We start from the raw sequence: 18,879 nt of genomic DNA, 5'->3' as shown, positions 1-18,879 counted from the left end.
ATTATGTATAAGGTTTAGTTAGTATATATAGAAAGATTTACTATAGTAAATCTTTTTTGAAAAGTATTGTAGTATGTTGTTTGCCTCTAAAATGAACTTTATCATAAGCTTTAAACCCAAAAGATTCATACATTTTAGGCAACCATGGATGCTCTTGTGCTGTACCTAATGTAACAGCAGGAGTTTTAAATTGATTAATCAACAACTCTTCCGCATAGCCTAATGTTTCCCGAGCATAGCCTTTACCTTTAAACTCAGGCGCAGTTACAAAGTGAGCAATATGCGGAAATTTATCTGGTGTTGAATATTTGACCCAAGGCATACAGAACGTAATAGAACTAACAAGTTGCCCATCAATATACAATCCATATACAGGATAGGTTTCGATCCACTCCTTGGATTCTTCTTCTGTAAAGTCAATGGCATCGAATGTGATTGGATAGTCTTTAATCGCCGCATAGCCGTCGATTAATACCTTATGATATTCTGCTGTATCCGCTACTGTTAATTGTCTAAATTCTTTCATGGTCTTTCCCTCGTCTTTATATTTTTATTCACAAACTATGTATATTTATTTATCTGATAAAAGTTATTATACACCTATATGAATTTACTTGCAATATTTTCACATAAATATTACATGAAGTTTTAATACCCAATAAGAAAATAGAGGATGATATATTGTAATATTAATATATCATCCGGCATCAACACTTCTCTATTATAAAAGTTATCCAATATACATAGACTGTATAAATATTACTATTTTAGAGGCAATATATTAATATCTATATAAGTACAAAAAAACAGGATGTATCACAAGGATACATCCTGTTTTTGAGCTTTCACGAGCTCGAGGGGAAGTTGTTATCAACGTATTATTGGTTAATGCGGGAACCGTATACGTCACGTTGATTTTTTGGTTCGTTGTTAACACGAACACGTTCTGTTTTATGACGATCGTTGTCAGTACCAGAAATACGGTCAATACGGAAGTGGTTAAGACGAATATTTTGTAATTCAGGACCAAATTCGTTCATAGCACGTTTCATGTTGTCATCGATAGGAGCACCATTTTGAAGTGCACGGTACAACATAGTAGCGAATTCGTAACGAGTCATTTTAACGTCGCCTTTGAATGTGCCATCAGGGTAGCCAACAAGGATACCATTACCAGCCAATTGGCTAATGTATTGGTAAGCCCAGTGATTACGAGGAACGTCTGGGAATTCCGCAGTTTTGCTAGGATCGATTGCATGTGGAGTCAAGATTTGTAACAAGTTGTTATATTTGTTTTCCATATCTTGAAGACGTGCATTCAATTCAGCAATTTCACGACCCATAGCTACGCGGGAACGGGACTCAGGGGAACGTTTACCAAGACGAATAGATACACCAGCGTTCAATTGAGTTTCGCCAGTACCTACTGTACCACCAACGGAGAACATTGTATCTTCGTTAGGACGGTAGAAAGCGCCCAATGCAGCGGAGTTAGCATTGTGGTAGTGACCATAACCAGCAGCGATTGTCCATTTGTCATCTGGGTTGAAGTCCAATGGATGTAAAGCAGCCAATGCAGCAGAACCTGCACCTACTTTATTAACGCGTTTTTCAACATTACCAACACGGTTGTTCAAGTTAGTAATATTGTTGTTGATTGCACCTGGTGTAGAATTGTTAATTTGAGTTTGTAAATCGTTTGCTACGGAGTACAATTGGCTACCATTTACAGCATCTGTAGAATCAGCGGAAATTTTACCAGCTGCTACGTTGTGAATTTGGCGTTCTTCGCCAGCTTTACCAACAGATACAGAGCCTACAGGGCTAGTACCAGCGAAGCCACCATATGTATGACCAGCTACAGTTGCGCTAGTTACATTTGTTGCAGAACGAGTAGTAGAATTAGCACCTAATGCGATGGAGTTTGCAGTGGATGCATTAGCTTTGTTACCGATTGCAATGCTGTAATCAGCAGTTGCAGCTGCATCAGAACCGAATACGTTAGTACGTAGGCCTGTTGCTTGAGCACCAGCACCGAATGCTTGTGCATGATCACCAGTAGCTGTTGCAGAGGAACCAATAGCATTAGCATGGTTGCCATTAGCTGTAGCATCAGCACCGATAGCATTAGCTTTGTAACCAGCGGATTTTGCTTGGTGACCAAGAGCTAAAGAACGTACATCGGAAGCTGTTGCACGAGTACCGATTGCAATGCCCCAAGTTTTGTCAGCTTGAGCTTCGTGACCGATAGCAATAGATTCGCTCATTTGAGCTTTTGCTTCATTACCTACTGCCAATGCGGAGCTACCTTTTGCAGTATTTTTAGAACCAATAGCTACAGAGTTGCTATTCCAAGAACCGTTTAATAATGTAGCAGAATCAGGCTCATTATCGAAAGTACGATCACGGAAGTTTGTAGTTGTACCTTCTACAGTATTGTTATAACCATAACCGATAGCATTTGTACCACTGATCACGTTGCTATCACCGAAAGCTTGTGCAAACGCACCTGTTACAGTGTTACCATCACCGAAAGCATTAGCTTGGTTACCATTAATAGTATTTTGGTTACCGTATGCACTGCTAGAACCATTAGCGCTTGTAATTGTATTACCTTGACCAACTGCAATACTAGTAGCTGTACCATTTGCAACAGTACCATAAGAAACACTATTATGTGTAATATCTGGAGTTTGACCAGCTTGATCACCTACGGCTGCAAAAATAAAACCATCTGCTGTAGATACAGGTGTTGCTGCACTAACAGGAGCAACAGCAGTACCTACTGCTGCAGCTGCAGCTAATACAGCAAATGCTAATTTTTTGGAATGTTTGTTTTCTCTCATCTTACACCCTCACTAAATTAAAATTCTTAACCAAACACAATACAATTTTTCATTCTCTCTAAGTTCCGCCTCTCTCCTCGGGCTGATAAAATATACTTCTTATTCTAAGCTAAGAAATATATTCAATTCATTTTAAGAAAAATTTATATTGTTGATTACTCGCATAGCATATCAAAGTTTTACGATATAAACAAGACTTTTTTCCATATAAAGTTCATTAATAGCTCTTCATAATAGCGAAAAATAGCATGATTACTGGTATTCTTTATTATATTAATATACTCATCAACTTTATTGATGAGTAAGAAAAATCACAGCTTTTTAAGGATTCTACAGAATATATTTTGTACGACTTATAAATAATCATAACTTTAATAAGCATTGTAAATATTTCAAATTATGCATCAGCCCTTATTCACATTAATTTCATGAACGCTTTCTGAAATTCCGATAAGAGAATAATTAATCATTTTTCTGGATTTTATAATAATTTTATTTTTATCATTAATAATATTCTATATCTACTTAAATAAGTTGATAAGTATGCACATATCACCCAAAATATCCGCATAAGTTTACAAAACAAGGCTTAATCTATATATACAGCATCCATATTCTTTCCATAGCTATCATAAAAACCAAAAAGCTCCTACGTTATATGAACGTTAGGAGCTTTTTGTATATTATGCCAACAAGGCTTTTACAAGTTCTTCTGCTTTACCAAAATCATCTGTATCTGGATTCCAGTTACATTTAATTTCAGGTTCTACCACGGAGAAACCATATTTAGTTAATTCTTCACGAAGTACCTTCGTAGATTCACCAGACCAACCGTAGGTACCAAATACGGCAGCCTTTTTATTTTTGAACTTCAATTCACGCAAAAAGTCGAGCCAACCAGCTACAGAAGAAATAACACTATTCCCTACTGTCGGAGAACCAACGGCAATCGCTTTTGATTTGAATACTTCTGTCATGATGTCGTTTTTATTTGTTTTACTGATGTTAAAGATCTTAACCCGTGTATCAGGAGATTGTTTAGCAATCTCATCAGCAATTTTATGGGCTAATTTCTTTGTACCATCCCACATAGTGTCATATACGACTGTAATTTGATCTTCTTGGTATGCTTGAGACCACTCATAGTATTTCTCTACGATTTGCAATGGATTTTCACGCCAAATTGCACCATGGCTAGTAGCGATAATATCAATTGGCAAGTTGAGCTTTTGAATTTCTTCAACCTTAGCTTTTACCAATGGAGAGAATGGATTCAAAATATTAGCGTAATATTTCATCGCCTCTGCCCATAGACGACATTGATCAGCCTTATCGGCCCACAATTCTTCTACCGCGAAATGTTGTCCGAACGCATCGTTAGAGAACAAAATATTGTCACCAGTCATATAGGTTGCCATAGAGTCAGGCCAATGGAGCATGCGCATTTCTACGAATACCAAAGATTTACCGTTACCGATATCTACGGAATCACCTGTCTTCACAGTTTTAAAATTCCATTCTGGATGATGATATTGACCAACCAAGGACTTAACGGCATTTTCTGTGCAGTAAATCGGCGTATTAGGGATTTTTTCCATCAAAGCTGGCAAGGAACCGCTGTGATCGACTTCGCCGTGATTACATACGATAAAATCAATCTTGTTTAGATCAATTTCAGATTCCAAATTATCAATAAACTCTGAGGAATGAGGTTTCCATACGGTATCGATGAGGACGGTTTTTTCCTCTTCAATCAAGTACGCGTTTTGACTAGATCCATTATTAATGCTGTAATCAGAACCGTGGAATTCTTGCAATTCCCAATCAATTTTACCAACCCAAGATACGTTATTTTTTATATGCTTTCTCATAATAACCTCCATAATTCTTGTGAAAGTCTTTCACAATTAACAATATGTATGGCCTATGTGGTATTTGTGTATATGTACCTATCTATATACCTATGCATATATCACAACTCGGTCATTAACTATGGTTTTATTATACCCATATCGCATAGTTAAGTCTGTATCTGTAGGTACAGATTTGATAATTATTCTAAAAAACCACTCATGGGTAAGCAAATACTTTATATTAGTATACCATTGATACACCATGAGTGGTTAGAAACATATGCAGTTTTAATAGCGGGTTGTTTATTATCTAACTTAGATAAGCTAGGATAACGTCCGATTATTTATTCTCAGGCTTAGATAATCCTGGGATAGCTTTATAGATATATAATGCAATATATCCATCAACCATACTATGAACGATAGTACCGCCGCCTACCAGAACGAATACGACATAAATTAGATCGATATTAGGTATCGTAGTTGTCGTATAGAATAATAGACACGCAAGCACTTCACCAATAGCGTGAATAATGGCACAGACAAGGTTAAATGCAGCGAAAGATAACGCCCCTGTTAATACGCCTGGATGGTGTTTAATATAATAAGCACCCATCAAGGCAAAGATGATATGAGATGCAGCGCGCATAACGATAACAATAGGGAAGCCAGCTACAAAGAAACCTAGCGTAGAACCGATTACGACACAAGCAGCCATCTTACGGGACAAGAACATGGCTAGGAATATAGGTACATGACTCGCTAGTGTATACGAAGCCGGTGGAATGACAACTTTCAGAGGCATCATAATAGGAATCATGATGGCTAATGCCATCAATAACGCAGTAATGGTTAAATTTCGATACATGGAAGAATTCATAAAGGCCTCCTTATTAGCTCTTCTCTCATCTAACAATATGATTATGGTAATTATAATATAAGACCAATCTAATGAATGGCTACGTTAACAGTCTTATAGATTAGTGACCTACGTTCCCCCACAAGTTAAGGATGACAACACCAACTACAATAAGACCTATTCCAAAAATAGTGTACATATTATAGCCCTCACTAAAGATAAAAACAGAAATGAGTGCTGTCACCACGAGACCTACGCCAGACCAGGTAGCATAGGTAACACTGAGTGGAATATATTTCAGTACATGCGTCAATGTATAGAAAGATCCTACATAGCCACATACGCAAGCAATAGTCTGTAACGGCCGCGTAAAGCCATCAGATGCTTTCAACATAGTCGTAGCAAATAGCTCAAGCCCTATAGATAAAGCAAGTAAAAAATAAGATAACATAACGCCTCCCACAAAAAAGAGAGGGCCTTACTACCCTCTCTTCAATACATAAGTACGCACTCAATCGCACCTATTATAAACGTTCGATTACAGCTTGCGCCATTTCTGTGGTACCTACCCGTTTCAACCCTTCACGGTAGATATCGCCTGTGCGGTAACCGTCAACGAGCACTTGTTCCACAGCTTTTTCAATAGCGTCAGCCACTTGAGGTAAATCAAGGGAATGACGGCACATCATAGCTGCGGACAAGATTGTGCCCAATGGGTTCGCCAAGTTTTGGCCCATAATATCTGGTGCAGAACCGTGGATTGGTTCGTACAACGCTGTGCCAGTACCCATGGATGCAGATGGTAAAAGCCCGATGGAACCAGAAATAACAGCGCCTTCGTCAGACAAGATATCGCCGAACAAGTTTGTTGTGACGATAACGTCGAATTGTGCAGGATTTACAACGAGTTGCATTGCTGTGTTATCTACGTAGAAGTAATCTGTTGCGATGTCTGGATTAGCTGCCGCTTTCTCTTGAGCGATTTTACGCCACAAACGAGAAGAAGCCAATACATTTGCTTTATCTACGGATACAACCTTTTTGTTACGCTTGCGAGCTGTTTCCATAGCGATGTCCATGATGCGCTCTACTTCGTAACGGCTGTATGTTTCTTTATCCCATGCAAACTCGTTAGCACCTTCCCCTTGTGCCTCTTCGCGTTCGCCGAAATAAATACCGCCAGTCAACTCACGAACGATAACGAAATCTACATCTTGTACGAGTTCCTTTTTAAGAGGAGAATACTCTTGCAAGGATGGATAGATTTTTACAGGACGCAAGTTACAGAACAAACCAAGCTCTTTACGAAGACCTAAGATTGCTTTCTCAGGACGAATAGCAGGATCTACATTATCCCATTTAGGACCGCCTACAGCACCAAGCAATACAGCATCAGCAGCTTTACAAGCCTCAATCGTATCCTCAGTCAACGGCACACCGTATGCATCAATAGACGCACCGCCCGCTTTTTTATCAATCCAATTAACCTTTACATTAGCTTTCTCAAAAGCCACATCACACACAGCCTTCGCTGCAGCAATAATCTCAGTACCGATACCATCACCAGGAATCAATACGATATTCTTTTCGCTCATATTACCTCTCCATATAACCAATATTATGGATGAACCACAAACTTATCTTTCCTTCAATTCCCCCGCCACAAATTCATTAAAGATTTTAGTAGCGGCTAGGTTTTTAAAGTTTTAACTAAAGCCGAATAATAAAACACGTAGATCCGAGGTGCATGCGCTAACGCGACTTTAGTAGGTCAAGGCTATGCCGCAGACCGTTAAGCTAGCTGGAGCGGCAGCGCATCACCGAGGATCGGCAACGTAGTATTATTTACGGTTTTTCGCAAAGTTTACAAGACCGCCAGCTGCCGCAATATCTTGAATGAATTGTGGCAACTCAGTCCCTTGGTATTGTTCGTTTTTAGTCAAGTTGTACACGATACCTTTAGACAAGTCTACGCCGATAGCATCGCCTGCTTCAATGCGATCAACTTGTTCACCGATTTCCACTACTGGCAAACCGATGTTGATAGCATTACGGAAGAAGATACGTGCAAAGGAGTGTGCTATGATAACAGGCACGCCTTTCGCTTTGATAACGCCTGGTGCATGTTCACGGGAGGAACCGCAACCAAAGTTTTTGCCTGCTACCATGATTTCGCCAGCTTTTACATTAGGAGCGAAAGTAGTATCAATATCTTCCATCGCATGTTCAGCCAATTCGTTCCAGTCAGCAATCGCCAAGTAACGAGCCGGAATGATTACGTCTGTATCTACATCGTCGCCGTAGCGCCAGATTTTTTTGCTTTCAAAATCCATATTAAACCTCCTCAGGGCCTGCAATGCGGCCTAATACAGCACTTGCTGCCGCCACGTAAGGGCTTGCCAAATATACTTCAGAATCAACGTGACCCATACGACCACGGAAGTTCCGGTTTGTAGTGGAAACAGTGCGTTCCCCTTCAGCCATGATACCCATGTAACCACCTAGGCAAGGACCACATGTTGGCGTGGACACTGCGCAGTCAGCTTGAATGAAGATGTCCAATAAACCATCTTTCATAGCTTGATCGTATACATCTTGGGAACCAGGAATTACGATACAACGAACGAATGGAGCTACTTTGCGACCTTTGAAGATTTCCGCAGCTGCCACCAAGTCTTCGTAACGGCCATTTGTACAGGAACCGATGATAACTTGGTCGATTTTAATATCTTTGTCGATCTCGTTGATGTAATGTGTGTTGGATGGCAAATGAGGGAATGCTACAACTGGTTGCAATTTAGACAAGTCAATTGTAATCGTTTGAGCATACACTGCATCAGGATCAGGATTAATCGGTTCTACAGGACGATTTACGCGGCCTTTGATGTATTCTTCAGTAATTTCATCGTAAGGGAATACGCCACATTTACCGCCAGCTTCGATGGCCATATTACAGATTGTAAGACGGTCAGCCATAGTCATATGTTGTACGCCTTCGCCTGCGAATTCAAGAGCCATGTAACGAGCGCCATCTACGCCGATTTGACCGATTAAATCAAGGATTACGTCTTTACCAGTTACCCATTTGTTAGGTTTACCGATAAGCTCAACCTTAATTGTTTCAGGCACTTTGAACCAAGTTTTACCTTCAGCCATAGCAACGCCCGCATCAGTGGAGCCTACGCCTGTGGAGAATGCATTCACCGCACCATATGTACAAGTATGGGAGTCAGCACCAATCATCATTTCCCCAGGGCCGATAAGACCTTTTTCTGGCAAAATAACGTGCTCAATACCCATTCTACCCACTTCAAAGTAGTTTGTAATGCCATGTTCGCGTACGAAGTCGCGCATTACTTTCGCTTGTGTAGCGGATTGAATATCTTTATTTGGTGTGAAATGGTCAGGTACCAAGTAGATTTTATGACGGTCAAATACAGGTTTGCCGATTTTCAAAAACTCTTTACGGGCTGGTGGGAATGTGATGTCGTTCATCAACACCGCGTCCAAATGACATTCGATGATTTGGCCCGGTTTTACCACATCAAGACCCGCGTGGCGAGCCATATTCTTTTCAGTAATGGTCATACCCATATTATTGTTCCTCCTGTTGTTCTAGCTCCATAGCTAGGAATACTGAGTTAACTGCATTAATATATGCGTTCACACTTGATTTAACGATATCGGTGCTGATACCACGACCATGGTACAAGCGACCGTTATATTCTACCTTAAGGGTTGCTTCCCCAAGGGCATCTTTACCTGCTGTAATAGCACGGATTTGGTAATCTTTTAAGCTAATTGGCAAGCCAACCACACGTTCAACTGCTTTAAGGGATGCGTCTACTGGGCCATCGCCAACGGCAGCATCTGCTTTTTCGCCTTCTGGGGTCATGAGGCGTACGTCTGCATAGGCATAGCCTTTTTCACCCAATTTATAGTATTGAGCCACAAGCTCGAATGCTTTTTTGTGATGTAAGTTATCTACTACAAGCGCGATGATATCATCATCGTATACTTGTTTTTTACGGTCTGCCAATTCTTTGAATTTAGCGAAGAGGTCGTTGATTTTCTCTTCTATGAAAGATTGGAAACCAAGTTTTGCCAAATGATCAGCGAAGGCATGACGACCAGAGTGTTTACCCAATACGAGGTCTGTTTTTTCAGCCCCTACGGACTCAGGAGTCATGATTTCATACGTTTCAGGGTTGCTCATCATACCATGTTGGTGAATACCAGACTCATGAGCAAAAGCGTTAGAACCTACGATTGGTTTGTTTGGTGGAACTACGACACCTGTCAAACGACTTACTAGTTTAGAAACTTTTGTAAATTGTTTTGTATCAATGTTCACTTGAAGGTCACCGAAGTAATCATGGCGTGTTTTTAAAGCCATTACAACTTCTTCAATCGCTACGTTACCAGCCCGTTCGCCTAGGCCATTAATTGTGCCTTCTACTTGGCGTGCACCTGCTTTAATAGCAGCTAACGTATTTGCATTAGCAAGACCTAAGTCATCATGACAATGAACGGAGATTATGGCATTTTCAATACCTGGTGTATGTTCTTTAATATAGCGGATTTTATCACCGAACTCATTAGGGTTCATATAACCTACTGTATCTGGTACATTAATAATTGTTGCACCACCAGCAATGGCAACACCAAATACTTGGCATGCGAAATCTAAATCAGAGCGTGCCGCGTCTTCACCAGAGAACTCGATTTCATCAACCTTACCTTTGGCATATGCCAATACGGACTTAACCTTATCCAATACCTCTTGGCGAGTCATTTTTAATTTATATTCCATATGAAGTTCAGAAATAGCAATGAATACATGCAAACGGCTACGTTCCGCATCTTTCAATGCATCAATCGCTTTTTGTACGTCCTTTTCATTAGCACGTGCCAACGCACAAATTGTTGCACCTTTCACTTCGCGTGCAATCGTTTGTACTGCTTCAAAATCCCCAGGGGATGCTGCTGGGAAACCAGCCTCGATTACATCGATGCCGAGGCGTACTAGGCCTTTCGCAATTTCAATTTTTTCAGGAGTTTGTAAAGATACACCTGGTGTTTGTTCCCCATCACGAAGGGTTGTATCGAAGAAATATACGCGATTTTGATCCATAATCTTCACCTTTTCTATACTAATAAAACATAACACTTTATTATATCTATCAATTGTGAAAGTTTAGTAAAACCGCCGATTTCAACGCTATTTCGTCTAATGCCAACGCAAATACATCAAATCAGTATTTTTACTAGACTTTTACAATAAAAAAAGCCCCTCAGAACAACTGTCGTTGCTCAAAGGGGCGTTATATACATAACACGGTACCACCCTAATTGGGACTCGTTGCGGGTATAACGGAACCACCGTCGATGACTACTGCTGTATTCGCCACCAAAGCTCACGGGAGAGTGTCAGCGTACAACCTCTATTGCCTCGCACCAACCGGCAACTCTCTGAAAGCAGGATCTGTAAACCTTTATACCCATTCATAGCTCGTATTTAAGATATAAGGGTATTGTACTGTATTCTATAGAGTTATGTCAATTAAAATAAGATGAATATGATACATTCTCATTTATAACTAGCACAATAAAAATAGCAGGGTGGCCGCCCTGCTATTTTTTCGTTCATATGAGACTATGTCACATATTGACATCCCTTGTCATATATAGAATAACACTTCACTATAGTATAGTCAATGCACCCTCTACACAATCAGTCTTAAAAGCTTGTCCACTCTAAATTCTCAAAATTATTTAGGATTCGTTTATCCATTTTTACAACTTGATTAGTAAGCTCTATTCGATTATTAACAAATGAAATATCTGTATACCATTCCTTAAGACTAGCATATACTTCATTCTCTAAATCAATAAACATAGTTTCTATGGGATCCCAGGCTTTGCATCTTACAGACTCCACCATAACCATGCTATTGCCTATGAAAGTAACATCCCTACCATAAATCCAAAATGGCAATGCTTTCTCCTTTATAGAAATAGAATATATAGCATCACCATGCGGCGGTTCCGTTTCATATTGTGCACGTATTTGGTACCTTTCCATAAATTTATTACTACTGTTTTCTATATATGGTAACTTTGAAATCTTGTAATTTTCTAAGTTCATTAGTTTATCTCCACCATCTAGCAAAAATCCCCCAGAGCTGCAACTCTGAGGGACTTCGTAGTTAATTGCACAACTATCAATTGCCTATCTAGAATATACTACACTTAAAGTGTTTTTTCAATATTCTACACTGTTAATCATTTCTCTAGCCCATTTAACAGAAACTGGCTCATTAAATAAGAACACATGGTTCTGCCCCTCATGTTCCCAAGATGCTAAGTAAACAGCGTCATCCACCATTCGATAGGTTATCGTCATTCCATTTACAACATCGTTTTTCTGAGATAAGTAATCCTTATAATCGCCTGCGATATTACCTGATAGAGTCGATACACGATACTTAATATATTTCGGCATATCATCGACACGGTCAAAATATGTTCCTTTTAAAAGCTCATGATAGGCATACACGAATTGTAATACATCGTGATCCACAATGGATACATGTACAGGACGTAATCCCTCTAACCCACTTGGCAACTGCGGATTAAAGTTCAGATGTTGCTTAGCCTCATCAACAGTATTAAATACCTCTAGCAATTGACCTTTACGAGTGCTTGTATAATCGCTATCAGTTATAGTACAACTGCCAAGTCTGTCCGGACATGGAAACTCATTTTTGTCACCATAGGGCTGGTCATAAATAGAATTACCATTAAGACGAAACCGCATCAAGTCATCTGCGGACACAACATTGATGGAACCTATGAGAGCCAACATAGCCAGTGCAAATACAACCTTTTTCATAATACATTCCCCTGTAAACGAACTACATTTATTAAGTAAATTATATCACCTAAAATCCTAATATTTTTATATTCTTATATTTATAAGGATTTTCTCTCCAGAAAAGAAAAAGCATTTTGCTTGCAAATTGTAATCAAGTGATTGCGAATATAAAGTATTTGCAATACAATATAAGTAACAGGAGGTGATACTATGGCTAAAACAGCCTCTATCAGTTTGCGTATCGAGCCAGCTGTAAAAGCACAATTAGAAGCATTATATGCTAGCTTTGGCATATCCGTAACTGATGCGATTAATATTTTTCTCCACACATCACTAATGGAAGGTGGATTTCCATTTCAACCTAAACAACCTCGTTATAATGCAGAAACAGAAGCTGCTATTCAAGAAACGAAAGATATATTAGCAGGAAAAGTAAAAGCAAAATCATATGCTAATGTAAAAGAAATGATTGAGGATTTAGGATTGGAGTAATCAGTTATGTTGAGATTAGTGCTTAGCAGTAAGTTCAAAAAGGACCTAAAGCGCTCCAAGAAACGCGGTAAAGATCTCAATAAACTCTATTCAATCATCACTAAATTACAGAATCAAACGCTATTAGATCCTAGTTATAAAGATCATCCATTAACAGGAAACTACGAAGGCTTTAGAGAATTACACATCGAGCCAGATTGGCTTCTAATTTATGCAATTAAAGATGATATCTTAGTATTATCTTTAACTCGCACGGGTAGCCACTCAGATTTATTCTAACTAAGATAAAGAGGAATGTGAAAGCATTCCTCTTTTCTATGCCCCCAAAATTAAACCAGCTATCATCATAAATCTATCACATTTGATAGTATCTATCTCAAATCATTCCACTATTCAAAATAACTGTAGGTGCTATAATGAACTCAACAAAAGGAACAGGTGCTCATATGATACTAAATGCACTATTCCAACCTATAATTAGTAGTTATATGGAGGAAATAATCATGACACATACACAAGTAAAAGAACTCGTACAAGCTTTATTAGACGCTCCTACATGCAATCCAGCTGTAAAAGAATTCGCTCAATCTTGGATCAACGCAGAAGGTAAACCTGAGCAAGAAGAGCTTACTAAACAACTCGTATCTGTAGCAGAGCAAAATATTGCACTCATCGATGAAACTATCGGCTTTGCAGGTTCCGAACTAGCTGTCCAAATCCTCGGCGAAGAAGGTGCAGCTAACCTATTACAACATGCTAAAGACATCAAAGCACAAGGCGCTGAATTCTGCGACTGCCCTGGTTGCGTAGCTGCTAAAAATATAATTGATTTGAAATCAGAAATTAAATAATACTATATATTACTTACTACCTACTAAGTGGTTGTCGATTCAACATTAATAACTATTGTTGCAAGAAAAAGCCCCTGTTTCAAACAGGGGCCTTCTTTATTCTCCAGCACTAACTAGTGCTTGTGTATATGGATGTACCGCTTCTTTTAGTCGTTTTGATTCAATAGTTTCTACGATTTGTCCGTCTTTCATGACAATGATTCGGTCTGTTACGGCTTGTAATAGTCCGATGTCATGGCTAACGAATACGTAGCCGAAGGGTTGTTCCTTATGTAGTTTTTGTAAGAGGTCTAGCACTAGTTTTTGGTTCACCGCATCAAGGGCTGATGTAGGTTCATCAAAGAGCACTAGTTTTGGGTTCATCAGCATAATTCGTGCTAATACAACGCGTTGTAATTGACCGCCGCTGACCTCATGCGGGTATTTGTTAACGATCGTTTCAGGCAGGTCTACATGTTGAATCCATTTGCGGATATCGTCCTTTGCTGCCGCTACATCCATGAGACCATAGTTGATATAGGGCTCTAAGAGAAATTCTTCTAAGTTCATCCGCGGCGGAATCACCGCCAAGGGATTTTGGAACATCATCTGCATAGAGCGATATATTTCCCTATGATGTTTAATGGAATGGATGTCCTCACCAAGGAGACGCAAGGTGCCAGAGGTAGGTTTTTCTAACATAGCAATCAGTCTAAGGAGAGTACTTTTACCAGAACCACTGCCACCTGCAATACCTACGCGTTCATTGGGAGCCACGGAAAAGGATACGTTATCAACGGCATGGACCGTATGATGGTGGTTCGTATATTGTTTACAGATTTTCTCGAGTTGAATCATACTACACCACTTTCGTTACGGAATCTAACAAGATACGAGTATACTCATCCTTTGGATGGGCCATGACCTCTTCAGAGGATCCCACTTCAACGAGTTGCCCCTTATTCATAACCCCAATGCTATTGGCAATGCGAGCAGCCGCCTTGATATTATGGGTTACAATAATCACCGTTGCCCCAAGAGCCTGCGTAACCTCTTTCATAAGGTCTAGTACGGAAGCTTGCACCAGCATATCTAAGGCGCTAGTCGGTTCGTCAGCAAACACGATGTTAGGCTTTAAGATGAGGCTTAAGGCTATTGCTAACCGTTGTTGCATACCACCGCTCAACTGAAACGGATAGGACTGCAAGATACGTTCTCCATCGGTTAAGTGAACGAGATTAAGCATATCTATAACGCGACTTACATCATAGCTTTCACCATGGGCATGAAATAAATCTTTGAAGTGATTTTCTACGGTTCGATTTGGGTTTAAATAGGCGCTAGGATTTTGAAAGATCATGGAAATCTTTGTACCCCGCAATTGTCGCCAATCACCATCACTTAAGGTGGAAACATCGGTGCCATTTAGCAAAATTTGGCCGCGAATGTTAGCTTGTTTCAACATGCCAAAGGCGGCACGAACTAACGTAGATTTACCAGAGCCGCTTTCACCAACGATGGCAAAGACCTCACCATTGGGCACGGAGAAGGATACATCACGCACCGCTTGCTCCGCACCGTATGAAATTGTAACCTTATCAAATACGATACAATCAGATTTATTCAATAGTAGAATCCTTTGTTAATAAGTAGTAATCGATTGGATGTACTGGAACATTTTTAACTTTTGTAGTAGATACAACCGTTGCACTTGGATACAACAAATAAATATCTGCTACGTCATCAACTAAGATTTGTTGTGCTTGTTTAGCAATATTAGAGCGTTCGTTTTGATCAAATGTTACAGACAATTGGTCGATTAACGCATCTACTTGAGGGTTAGAGTAGCCACCAACATTTGCTTTCGCACCAGTTTTGTAGAACAAGCTGAGGAACCAATAAGGATCATTTGTAGACATAGTAACTACATTGCGTTCTACTAAATCAAAACCATCTGTACCAAGTGTATCTACTTCATCAGGGCTTTGTAATTTCTTAAGAGTTACAGCAATACCTGCTTTTTTCAATTCTTGTTGAATTTCTTCGTATAAGCTTGTATCTTTCCCCCAAACAGCAAGAGTAACAGCTAATTCCTTACCGTCTTTTGCGTACATGCCGTTTGCATTCTTAGCATAGCCAGCTTGAGTCAAGATTTGGTCAGCTTTCGCTACATCTGTCATCGCTTTATTAGCAATCGCGTCATAGCCTAAGTTGGCAGATGGCGGGAATGGTGCCGCACCTGGTGTGGAGCCATTGCCAATAATTTTTGCCATAGAATCATAATTAATAATATGAGCAATCGCATTACGTACAGCTTTATCATGCAACGGAGAAGATTCTGTGTGGTTTACTTTCAGCATCAATACACGAACGCCTGCGATATCTTGAATATTGAAACCGTCTTTGAACAAGCTGCGGTTAGCAGAGTCCACTTTTTGAATCACGTCTACGTCTTTAGATTGTAACGCCATAGCGCGTTTATTGTTGTCTTCGATGTCTTTTACAGTTACAGAATCAAGACCTGGTTTACCGCCCCAGTAATCTGCGAAGGCAACGAGTTCAATTGTTTCACCTTTTTTGAAATTAGTGATTTTGTAAGGGCCTGTAAGAACTGGTTTAGATGCTACATCTTTAAGGTCTGCAGTATCCATGATAACGAAAGCAGGTTCAGTCAAGCTGGATAACAAGGAACCATTAGGCTCTGTAGTTTTAATGATCAAGTTTTGACCATCTACTGTGATGGACTCGATTTTAACTGCTTTAGCGGAACGAGCACTTTGTTTCATCGTATACTCGATGGACTCTTTTACCTTTTGAGGTGTCATCGGTGTACCATTGTGGAATTTAACGTTTTCACGGATATGGAATTTCCATGTTGTAGGGTCCACATTTTCCCAAGAATCTGCCAATTGTGGGGCAAATTTCATATCTGGTGTTACAACGGCTAAGTTTTCACCTGCACCGATACGAGTCAATGTCCACGCATCCCATTCGTGAGTTGGATCTAATGTTTCACCAAACCAATACAAACCAACATTCATATGCTTCCCTTGTTTGCTGTCTTTAGCAGTATCATTGCCACAGCCGACCAAGAGAGCTACCATGCACAGCATAGTTAGACACGCTAATAACCAACGTTTCATAACTTCTCCTTTTTTTGAACATCGCCTCTGTGAAAGAGGCTTTCACCATAAAACTCTATACACAGCGCCGTTAGCGAGATACATCGAGGGCATCGCGCAACGCATCGCCAATATAGTTAAATAAAACGACAGTAATAAAAATAGCGAGACCTGGGTAAATTAACAGCCACGGTGCCGTTTGTAGGAAATCTCGGGAACTCAACAAGATAGCGCCCCACTCCGGATCTGGCGGTTGCACACCGATGCCAATGAGCGAGAAACTGGCTACCAAGATGATCGTCTCCCCTAGATGTTGAATAATGACGATCACCAACGGTGGCAATACATTCGGCAGAATATAGCGCCACAGAATTCGTAGATTTGAAGCACCCGACATGCGAGCAAAGGTAATATACTCTGCATGGCGTTCAATCTGTACGAGGCCTCTCGTGATACGGGCATATTCCGCCCATTTCGTAATGCACAGGGAAATGATGACATTCGTAATGCTCGGTCCCATGATACCAACGAAAGCAATGGCAATGACCATATTCGGGAAACCAAGTACTAAATCGATTAAACGAGATAACCAACGGTCAACGCGAGGTGTAGAGAATCCTGCTAATCCACCAATAACGATACCGATGGCTCCACTAATGCCAATGATGGTGAAAGCAATCCCTAAAGAGGCTTTACCACCGTACAGAATACGAGACCACACATCACGACCGAGTTGGTCAGTCCCTAATAGATGGGTACTACTGATATCTTGTAAGCGGTCCGCAACACTCGTCGTTTCAGGATCAAAGGGTGCTATATACGGAGCACACAGGAAAAATACAATCCACAAAGCGGATAATACCAACATAGCGTATAAAGTATAAGGCTTTTGTCTATTCATAAGAGCCTCCTTTTATAGCGGCTCTTCGCTTCGGATTCAGCCAAACACTCAATACATCAATGATAATATTAATCACGATGAACACCATAGTAATCCAAATAATGTAACCTTGCATCAATACATAATCGCGAGCCATAATGCCTTGCACCATCATGTAACCAATACCTTTTATGGCGAATACCGTTTCAATAACGGCAGATCCACCTAGCATAGCGCCCATCGTTACCCCCATCATAGGCAATAACATAAGTCCTACATGAGGGAATATGTAACGGGTGTAGACCATCCATTCTGGCAAGCCTAATGCTCGTGCCCCCTGTACAAAGGGCTGTCGCGACACTTCTAAAATAGCATTGCGCAATCGACGAATGTAGAGACCACATATCCATAAAGCAAGGGTTACCGCGGGCAGAACATAGGCAGAAAAGCCAGTGGTATTTGTTACTGACACTAACTGTAATTTAACACCGAATAAGTACAGTAATAATAAACCGACCCAGAAGCTAGGGATTGCTAACGCTAAGAATGTAACGAGACGAACCCCATGATCAATCCATGAGTCTTGATACTTTGCAGATAGCATACCGAGCGGTATAGTCACCACTATCCCCATAACAAGAGCTAAGGATACGAGCCCTAAGGTATTAGGCAAGGCGCCACCAAGAATGGTCGCTACTGGTAAAGCGTACAGAATAGACTCACCAAAGTCCCCTTGTACAATTTGACCTAACCAACGTAAGTATTGCTGCCACCAAGGATCATTGAGCCCCAACTGCTCTCGTATCTGTGCAACTACAACTGGATCTGGTGTAGCTCCTAGAAGATTAAACTTCATCGACACGGGATCAATAGGAGATAATTTTATCAATACAAATGTACCGATGGTAACAACCAATAAAATACCTACAATACCTGCCAGACGCTGTAGTATTAATCGATACAATACATCACCTGCCTTCTTCATCAAATAATAACCATATTATATTATAACAATGATTCTTATTTTTAGATATACCCCTATGTATATATTAGAATGATTTTCATTATGAAATTTTAGCATATATACTAAAACGGCCCCTCATGAGAGGAGCCGCTTCTT

General features: G+C 40.1%; 19 protein-coding genes and 1 other annotated feature. Of the genes, 3 read left to right on the top strand and 16 right to left on the bottom strand.

All coding sequences use genetic code 11. The annotated features are described in order from the left end of the window. Positions 1-40: 40 nt before the first annotated feature. From VCHSUH04_RS09390 to VCHSUH04_RS09340, 11 genes are all read right to left on the bottom strand, one after another. Positions 41-526, bottom strand: a complete 486-nt coding sequence (locus tag VCHSUH04_RS09390; protein WP_105086339.1) for a GNAT family N-acetyltransferase — start codon at positions 524-526, stop codon at positions 41-43. A 352-nt stretch (positions 527-878) separates the two neighbouring features. Next, positions 879-2,846, bottom strand: a complete 1,968-nt coding sequence (locus VCHSUH04_RS09385) for an S-layer homology domain-containing protein (RefSeq protein ID WP_105086338.1) — start codon at positions 2,844-2,846, stop codon at positions 879-881. Between the two features lie 683 nt (positions 2,847-3,529). Continuing rightward, positions 3,530-4,717 (bottom strand): MBL fold metallo-hydrolase, encoded by a 1,188-nt coding sequence (locus tag VCHSUH04_RS09380; RefSeq protein WP_060925001.1) that lies wholly within the window; start codon positions 4,715-4,717, stop codon positions 3,530-3,532. A gap of 322 nt (positions 4,718-5,039) precedes the next feature. Continuing rightward, entirely contained in the window at positions 5,040-5,579 is a 540-nt protein-coding gene (locus VCHSUH04_RS09375; protein ID WP_105086337.1) for a hypothetical protein, read from the bottom strand. 100 nt (positions 5,580-5,679) lie between these two features. Beyond that, the gene (locus VCHSUH04_RS09370) at positions 5,680-6,009 is read right to left on the bottom strand and encodes a multidrug efflux SMR transporter (protein ID WP_105086336.1); all 330 of its coding nucleotides are present in this window, start codon (positions 6,007-6,009) and stop codon (positions 5,680-5,682) included. 73 nt (positions 6,010-6,082) lie between these two features. Beyond that, entirely contained in the window at positions 6,083-7,153 is a 1,071-nt protein-coding gene (gene leuB, locus VCHSUH04_RS09365; protein ID WP_005381431.1) for a 3-isopropylmalate dehydrogenase, read from the bottom strand. Positions 7,154-7,399: 246 nt separating this feature from the next. Beyond that, positions 7,400-7,891 (bottom strand): 3-isopropylmalate dehydratase small subunit, encoded by a 492-nt coding sequence (locus VCHSUH04_RS09360; RefSeq protein ID WP_105086335.1) that lies wholly within the window; start codon positions 7,889-7,891, stop codon positions 7,400-7,402. Position 7,892: 1 nt separating this feature from the next. Then, on the bottom strand, positions 7,893-9,152 hold the full coding sequence (gene leuC / locus VCHSUH04_RS09355; protein ID WP_105086334.1) for a 3-isopropylmalate dehydratase large subunit: 1,260 nt from the start codon (positions 9,150-9,152) through the stop codon (positions 7,893-7,895). Between the two features lies 1 nt (position 9,153). Then, positions 9,154-10,692: a 2-isopropylmalate synthase gene (locus VCHSUH04_RS09350; RefSeq protein WP_105086333.1), complete on the bottom strand. Its 1,539-nt coding sequence runs from the start codon at positions 10,690-10,692 to the stop codon at positions 9,154-9,156. Between the two features lie 180 nt (positions 10,693-10,872). After that, positions 10,873-11,076 (bottom strand) — a binding site (T-box leader). A 222-nt stretch (positions 11,077-11,298) separates the two neighbouring features. Continuing rightward, positions 11,299-11,706 carry a hypothetical protein gene (locus VCHSUH04_RS09345; RefSeq protein WP_105086332.1) on the bottom strand — a complete coding sequence of 136 codons (408 nt, stop codon included), beginning with the start codon at positions 11,704-11,706 and terminating at the stop codon, positions 11,299-11,301. A gap of 117 nt (positions 11,707-11,823) precedes the next feature. Beyond that, on the bottom strand, positions 11,824-12,453 hold the full coding sequence (locus tag VCHSUH04_RS09340; protein ID WP_105086331.1) for a hypothetical protein: 630 nt from the start codon (positions 12,451-12,453) through the stop codon (positions 11,824-11,826). A gap of 192 nt (positions 12,454-12,645) precedes the next feature. Between VCHSUH04_RS09340 and VCHSUH04_RS09335 the strand changes: the two genes are divergently transcribed. The 3 genes from VCHSUH04_RS09335 to VCHSUH04_RS09325 all read left to right on the top strand — a co-directional run bounded on the left by VCHSUH04_RS09335 (position 12,646) and on the right by VCHSUH04_RS09325 (position 13,778). Then, on the top strand, positions 12,646-12,927 hold the full coding sequence (locus VCHSUH04_RS09335) for a type II toxin-antitoxin system RelB/DinJ family antitoxin (protein WP_004697933.1): 282 nt from the start codon (positions 12,646-12,648) through the stop codon (positions 12,925-12,927). A 6-nt stretch (positions 12,928-12,933) separates the two neighbouring features. Then, complete coding sequence (locus VCHSUH04_RS09330; RefSeq protein WP_105086330.1) at positions 12,934-13,206, top strand: type II toxin-antitoxin system YafQ family toxin; 273 nt, start codon at positions 12,934-12,936, stop codon at positions 13,204-13,206. 224 nt (positions 13,207-13,430) lie between these two features. Further along, a complete protein-coding gene (locus VCHSUH04_RS09325) occupies positions 13,431-13,778 on the top strand; it encodes a hypothetical protein (protein WP_105086329.1) in 348 nt (115 codons plus the stop codon). Between the two features lie 96 nt (positions 13,779-13,874). On the opposite strand, the gene VCHSUH04_RS09320 is transcribed toward VCHSUH04_RS09325, so the two are convergent. From VCHSUH04_RS09320 to VCHSUH04_RS09300, 5 genes are all read right to left on the bottom strand, one after another. After that, a complete protein-coding gene (locus VCHSUH04_RS09320; protein ID WP_105086328.1) occupies positions 13,875-14,615 on the bottom strand; it encodes an ABC transporter ATP-binding protein in 741 nt (246 codons plus the stop codon). Between the two features lies 1 nt (position 14,616). Beyond that, positions 14,617-15,384, bottom strand: a complete 768-nt coding sequence (locus VCHSUH04_RS09315) for an ABC transporter ATP-binding protein (RefSeq protein WP_105086327.1) — start codon at positions 15,382-15,384, stop codon at positions 14,617-14,619. After that, a complete protein-coding gene (locus tag VCHSUH04_RS09310) occupies positions 15,377-16,900 on the bottom strand; it encodes an ABC transporter substrate-binding protein (protein ID WP_105086326.1) in 1,524 nt (507 codons plus the stop codon). Before VCHSUH04_RS09310 ends, VCHSUH04_RS09315 begins: the two co-directional genes overlap by 8 nt. Positions 16,901-16,970: 70 nt before the next feature. Further along, positions 16,971-17,780, bottom strand: a complete 810-nt coding sequence (locus VCHSUH04_RS09305; RefSeq protein ID WP_105086325.1) for an ABC transporter permease — start codon at positions 17,778-17,780, stop codon at positions 16,971-16,973. Next, positions 17,773-18,723: an ABC transporter permease gene (locus VCHSUH04_RS09300; RefSeq protein ID WP_105086441.1), complete on the bottom strand. Its 951-nt coding sequence runs from the start codon at positions 18,721-18,723 to the stop codon at positions 17,773-17,775. The genes VCHSUH04_RS09305 and VCHSUH04_RS09300 overlap by 8 nt, the downstream gene beginning before the upstream one ends. Between the last annotated feature and the right edge of the window lie 156 nt (positions 18,724-18,879).

Source organism: Veillonella sp. T14073-2 (assembly GCF_002959875.1).
In the GTDB taxonomy this organism is placed as follows: Bacteria; Bacillota; Negativicutes; order Veillonellales; family Veillonellaceae; genus Veillonella; species Veillonella infantium.
The sequence above is the reverse complement of the archived record's forward strand: the minus strand, read 5'-3'. Positions and strand labels throughout refer to the sequence as shown.

Excerpts from the sequence above, each read along its gene's own strand:
- VCHSUH04_RS09345 (WP_105086332.1), bottom strand. The coding sequence starts at position 11,706 with ATGAACTTAGAAAATTACAAGATTTCAAAGTTACCATATATAGAAAAC.
- VCHSUH04_RS09375 (WP_105086337.1), bottom strand. The coding sequence starts at position 5,579 with ATGAATTCTTCCATGTATCGAAATTTAACCATTACTGCGTTATTGATG.
- VCHSUH04_RS09360 (WP_105086335.1), bottom strand. The coding sequence starts at position 7,891 with ATGGATTTTGAAAGCAAAAAAATCTGGCGCTACGGCGACGATGTAGAT.
- VCHSUH04_RS09380 (WP_060925001.1), bottom strand. The coding sequence starts at position 4,717 with ATGAGAAAGCATATAAAAAATAACGTATCTTGGGTTGGTAAAATTGAT.
- VCHSUH04_RS09340 (WP_105086331.1), bottom strand. The coding sequence starts at position 12,453 with ATGAAAAAGGTTGTATTTGCACTGGCTATGTTGGCTCTCATAGGTTCC.
- VCHSUH04_RS09350 (WP_105086333.1), bottom strand. The coding sequence starts at position 10,692 with ATGGATCAAAATCGCGTATATTTCTTCGATACAACCCTTCGTGATGGG.
- leuC (WP_105086334.1), bottom strand. The coding sequence starts at position 9,152 with ATGGGTATGACCATTACTGAAAAGAATATGGCTCGCCACGCGGGTCTT.
- VCHSUH04_RS09325 (WP_105086329.1), top strand. The coding sequence starts at position 13,431 with ATGACACATACACAAGTAAAAGAACTCGTACAAGCTTTATTAGACGCT.
- VCHSUH04_RS09370 (WP_105086336.1), bottom strand. The coding sequence starts at position 6,009 with ATGTTATCTTATTTTTTACTTGCTTTATCTATAGGGCTTGAGCTATTT.
- VCHSUH04_RS09335 (WP_004697933.1), top strand. The coding sequence starts at position 12,646 with ATGGCTAAAACAGCCTCTATCAGTTTGCGTATCGAGCCAGCTGTAAAA.
- VCHSUH04_RS09330 (WP_105086330.1), top strand. The coding sequence starts at position 12,934 with ATGTTGAGATTAGTGCTTAGCAGTAAGTTCAAAAAGGACCTAAAGCGC.
- leuB (WP_005381431.1), bottom strand. The coding sequence starts at position 7,153 with ATGAGCGAAAAGAATATCGTATTGATTCCTGGTGATGGTATCGGTACT.
- VCHSUH04_RS09390 (WP_105086339.1), bottom strand. The coding sequence starts at position 526 with ATGAAAGAATTTAGACAATTAACAGTAGCGGATACAGCAGAATATCAT.
- VCHSUH04_RS09310 (WP_105086326.1), bottom strand. The coding sequence starts at position 16,900 with ATGAAACGTTGGTTATTAGCGTGTCTAACTATGCTGTGCATGGTAGCT.
- VCHSUH04_RS09320 (WP_105086328.1), bottom strand. The coding sequence starts at position 14,615 with ATGATTCAACTCGAGAAAATCTGTAAACAATATACGAACCACCATCAT.
- VCHSUH04_RS09385 (WP_105086338.1), bottom strand. The coding sequence starts at position 2,846 with ATGAGAGAAAACAAACATTCCAAAAAATTAGCATTTGCTGTATTAGCT.
- VCHSUH04_RS09305 (WP_105086325.1), bottom strand. The coding sequence starts at position 17,780 with ATGAATAGACAAAAGCCTTATACTTTATACGCTATGTTGGTATTATCC.